This window comes from Proteus myxofaciens ATCC 19692 (assembly GCF_001654855.1).
GTDB lineage: Bacteria > Pseudomonadota > Gammaproteobacteria > Enterobacterales > Enterobacteriaceae > Proteus > Proteus myxofaciens.
The window spans coordinates 1-4,890 of the sequence record NZ_LXEN01000027.1; the positions used below are offsets into that span (position 1 = coordinate 1).

Here is a 4,890-nt window from a genome sequence, read left to right on the forward strand (position 1 = left end):
ACACTAAACTCAGGCGGCGCAAGAAATCGCTGTCCATTGACATTTAAATCCATCACACCAGAAATAACATAAAGTAGCTGACCAAAATCATGTTGATGATAATGAAATTCCGTTTCGGCTAATAATAATTCATCTCGAAAGCGGATTGCCTCAAATTCAGAGGGTAACCATCCCATTTTTTGTTGTTCAATTGTCATCATCGTGTTGTTATCTTGTCATGTTGTCTTTATAGAGTTATACATTGTCTGCTTTTCATTATATATATCTAATCAGACAGGCATACAATAGCTACCTGACTTAAAAATAGATGTGAGAAAGATGAAAAATTTAGTTTTCCCGCTTTTAGCGGTGTTAATTTGGTCCATTAATGCGGTAGTAAACAAAGCGGCTGCTTCAGTTATTGATCCTGCTGCTATTTCTTTCTACCGCTGGTTCCTCGCTTTTTTATTAATGACTCCTTTTCTAATTATGCCAGTTTGGCATCATCGTAAAGTGGTTAAACAATATTGGTGGAAATTATTTATTCTTGGTGCATTAGGGATGGTGATGTATCAAAGTTTGGCGTACTATGCTGCACACTATGTCAGTGCAACATTTATGGGAATACTAAATTCATTAATTCCATTACTGACTGTTATCATTAGTATTTTCGTTTTACGTATTATCCCAACCGTTGGTATTGTATTAGGAACATTATTATCAATTGGTGGTTTAGTCTGGTTAATTAGCCAAGGTAATCCTTCGCAATTGCTCTCACAAGGCTTAGGCTATGGCGAATTAATGATGTTTATTGCTTCTGCCTCTTATGCTCTTTATGGCGTATTAACAAAGCGTTGGGCAATCTCTTTACCTAGCTGGCAATCTCTTTATGTGCAAGTTGGATTTGGTGTTCTCTTATTGTTACCCAACTTTTTCATGGCAGAAAGTGTTGCGCTAAATAAAGATAATATAGGGCTAGTTATTTTTGCAGGCGTTGGGGCTTCAATCCTTGCACCTTATTTATGGATTTTAGGTGTGATGAGATTAGGTGCAAATACAGCCTCTATTTTTATGAATTTAATGCCGCTATTTACCGCGATGATTGCCATTACATTTCTTGGAGAAGAACTGCATAGTTATCATTTAGTAGGTGGGGGTATTGTATTACTTGGCGTTATTTTAGTTCAACAGTTACGAACGCCGCTGAATTTCCGACGTCGCTCTGCGAATAATAGTGCAGATTGTCGTGAGGAGATGTGAGTCAATGTCAAAAAGATATTAATATAAAAAAAATACCGGCTAATTTATTAGCCGGTTTCTTCATTTGCTAGTAATTAAATCAGCATAAGACAATCAAAGTTTAAATTTAAATTATACAAGTATCCGCGGTAAACAATATCAACTTTTAAATTAAATAGCTTCATTTTATTTGTATAACAATAATCCAGATCAATTTTTAAAAGCAGTTAATTTTATTTTATCGAAAGTGTTTTTTTAATTATTTGTAATATAAGACATTTAATGAACATTAACTTAAAAAAATGAATTGAACTTATTATTATTAATAGATTTCATTTTTAATAAAAAAATAAATCTATTTTATTACATTAAAAATAAAATTATTATTTTAAATCTCTATTTCAGTGTTTATCATTACAATTTTTTTATATTTATTAGAAAAAAATACTATTTATAAAAACAACTCTTCGTCTATGTAATCAAAAAGCAAAAAAAATGAGTACCTAATTAGGTACCCATTTATCACGGTATAGAAATAAGTATTAATACTATTTTTTATATTTAGCCATCACTAATGATGCATTTGTACCACCGAAACCAAAGCTATTTGACATTACTGTTTCAAGTTTTTGTTCAGTTGGTTTAGTAATAATATTCATGCCTGCTGCTTTATCATCAAGCTCTTCAATATTAATACTTGGTGCAATAAAGCCATGTTCTAACATTAACAAACTGTAAATAGCCTCATGAACACCAGCCGCACCTAATGAGTGACCGGTCATTGCTTTTGTTGCTGAGATAGCAGGTGTTGTTGAACCAAATACTTCTGTAATTGCTTCAAGCTCTTTTAAATCACCTACTGGCGTTGAAGTACCATGTGTGTTGATATAATCAACATGGTCAATATTTTGCATTGCCATTTGCATACAACGAACAGCACCTTCACCAGAAGGAGCAACCATATCCGCACCATCTGAAGTTGCACCATAGCCAACAATTTCAGCATAGATATGTGCGCCACGAGCTAATGCATGCTCTAACTCTTCAACAACAACAACACCGCCACCACCTGCGATAACAAAACCATCACGGTTTTTATCATAAGTACGAGAAGCTTTAGATGGCGTTTCATTATATTTAGTAGAAAGTGCACCCATAGCATCAAATTCACAGGTCATTTCCCAGCTTAATTCTTCACCGCCACCTGCGAAAACAACATCTTGTTTTCCAAGTTGAATAAGTTCAACGGCATGACCGATGCAGTGTGCAGATGTTGAACATGCTGAACTTATTGAATAGTTCACGCCTTTAATTTTAAATGGTGTCGCTAAACAAGCTGAAACACCCGATGCCATAGCGCGAGTCACCATATAAGGACCTACGCCACGTAGACCTTTTGCTCTCATACCATCAGAGCCTTGAACCTGATTACGTGGTGAACCACCACCAGAGCCAACAACTAAGCCTGAACGAATATTAGATACTTGATCTTCTGATAGACCAGAATCGGCAATCGCTTCTTGCATTGATAAATAAGCATAAACCGATGCATCGCTCATGAAACGGCGGATTTTTCGGTCAATTAGACCTTCAGTATCAAGCTTAACGTTACCCCAAATGTGGCTACGTAACCCCATATCTTTAAATTCTTCAGAGAAAGTAATCCCGGAACGACCTTCTTTTAAAGAATCCAGAACTTCTTTCTGGTTATTACCAATGCTCGAAACAATACCCAAACCAGTGATCACTGCGCGCTTCATTCATACCTCTTTACAATTATAGTTGTAGCTGCGGGATTTCTAAGTAGCACTTTAGCGTACAGTTGTACGCCGAACAAGTCCGATCAGGAACTTTTTTACAAAAATGCAGATAACTAAAAAAAATCTATTCGATTCAAACACTGGAACAAGCTACTTATCAGCGTTAAGATAGTGTCTTATTTTTTAAGATATGCAGGCAGTTTAGTGAATAATAGTCCCATAAATACCGCATCCTTAAGTTGGAATGAGCTTGGTACGCCTATCTCAGAGCAGTTTGGTGATATTTATTTTTCAAACCAAGATGGGTTAGAAGAAACCCGCCATGTTTTCTTACATGGAAATCATTTTCCATTACGTTTTGGTACACATGTACGCTCTGAATGTGTAATCGCAGAAACAGGGTTTGGAACGGGATTAAATTTTCTAACGCTTTGGCAGTCATTTGAGCAATTTCACCAAAAAGAAGTGAACTCGACGCTAAAACGCCTGCATTATGTTAGTTTTGAAAAATACCCATTAACAAAGAAAGACCTAAAACTAGCCCATAATCATTGGCCTGAACTTGCAAAATATTCTGATGAACTCTGTGCAAAATGGCCTCTCGCTATCTCAGGTTGTCACCGTATTATTCTTGCTAATGGACAAATCACGCTTGATTTATGGCTGGGTGATATCAACACATTATTACCTCAAATACGTCAAGCGTTACATCATAAAGTTGATGCTTGGTTTCTTGATGGCTTTGCTCCTTCTAAAAATCCGCAAATGTGGAGTGAAACACTTTTTCAAGCCATGGCTGATTCGATACGTGAAGAGGGTACATTTTCTACCTTTACCGTAGCAGGCTTTGTTAGACGAGGTTTACAAAATGTTGGCTTTGAAATAAAGAAAATAAAAGGGTTTGGTCAAAAACGTGAAATGCTAACGGGAACGTTTGCCCAATCTCTTTCTGCTCTTTCTTTACCTTATTACGCAAGACCTCGTGCTACTCAGGCAAAAGATATTGCAATTATCGGTGGTGGTATTGCCAGTGCCTTAACAGCATTATCTTGTTTACGTAGAGGTGCTAACGTTACCTTATATTGCGAAGATCCACAGCCAGCAATGAATGCATCAGGCAATCGACAAGGTGTGCTTTACCCTCTTTTAAATGGCAAATCAGATGAAATTGAGCAATTTTTTACTACTGCATTTTTATATGCTCGTCAATATTATGACGAACTAAATCAAGCTGGTATTTTATTTTCACATCAGTGGTCTGGTGTTGCCCAAATTATTTATAATGAGAAAATTCACAAAAAAGCACAACGAATTATTGAACATTCTGAATTCTTTAATAAATTAGCATGCTACCTTTCTAAGGATGAAATAAATACTCTTTGTGGATTAGATATTAATGCTGAAGGGTTATTTTACCCACAAGCAGGATGGCTTTCACCAACAGAGCTTACTCATAATGCGTTAAAACGAGCTGAACAACTAGGTGCGACATTATTATTTAATCACCAAGTTACCGATTTAAATGCAATAGAAAATGATTGGCAGCTATCCATTAAAAATAATCAGAATAAAGCGATAATACAGGCAAAACATGATTGTGTTATTTTAGCCAATGGACATCGTATCAGTGGCTTTTCACAAACAAATAAATTACCAATTAGTGCAGTAAGAGGACAAGTTAGTCATATTCCTACAACAGATACATTATCAAAATTAAAAACAGTGCTTTGTTATGATGGCTATTTTACCCCAGTAGATAACCAAGATAATCTGCATTGTATAGGCGCTAGTTTTCAACGAGAACGATTAGATTTAAATATTTCAGCTGAAGAACAAGCCGATAACCAATGGCATTTAACTCACTGCTTATCACAAGCACAATGGGTTAAACAGGTTGATTTCAGTCAAAACC

4 protein-coding genes are annotated in these 4,890 nt (G+C 35.8%); 2 read left to right on the forward strand and 2 right to left on the reverse strand.

Annotated elements, in window-relative coordinates; all coding sequences use genetic code 11:
• Nucleotides 1-200: AraC family ligand binding domain-containing protein (locus M983_RS03085; protein ID WP_245684001.1), on the reverse strand; the 200-nt coding region annotated here is incomplete at its 3' end.
• Between the two features lie 118 nt (nt 201-318).
• On the opposite strand from M983_RS03085, the gene M983_RS03090 reads away from it, so the two are divergent.
• The gene (locus tag M983_RS03090) at nt 319-1,239 is read left to right on the forward strand and encodes a DMT family transporter (RefSeq protein ID WP_066746887.1); all 921 of its coding nucleotides are present in this window, start codon (nt 319-321) and stop codon (nt 1,237-1,239) included.
• Between the two features lie 527 nt (nt 1,240-1,766).
• On the opposite strand, the gene fabB is transcribed toward M983_RS03090, so the two are convergent.
• Nucleotides 1,767-2,978, reverse strand: coding sequence for a beta-ketoacyl-ACP synthase I (fabB, locus tag M983_RS03095; RefSeq protein WP_066746891.1), 1,212 nt, complete (start codon nt 2,976-2,978; stop codon nt 1,767-1,769).
• 204 nt (nt 2,979-3,182) lie between these two features.
• On the opposite strand from fabB, the gene mnmC reads away from it, so the two are divergent.
• Nucleotides 3,183-4,890: bifunctional tRNA (5-methylaminomethyl-2-thiouridine)(34)-methyltransferase MnmC2/FAD-dependent 5-carboxymethylaminomethyl-2-thiouridine(34) oxidoreductase MnmC1 (gene mnmC, locus M983_RS03100; protein ID WP_066746894.1), on the forward strand; the 1,708-nt coding region annotated here is incomplete at its 3' end.

Bases quoted from the DNA above. Each gene is read 5' to 3' on its own strand.
- fabB (WP_066746891.1), bottom strand. From the start codon at position 2,978: ATGAAGCGCGCAGTGATCACTGGTTTGGGTATTGTTTCGAGCATTGGT.
- M983_RS03090 (WP_066746887.1), top strand. From the start codon at position 319: ATGAAAAATTTAGTTTTCCCGCTTTTAGCGGTGTTAATTTGGTCCATT.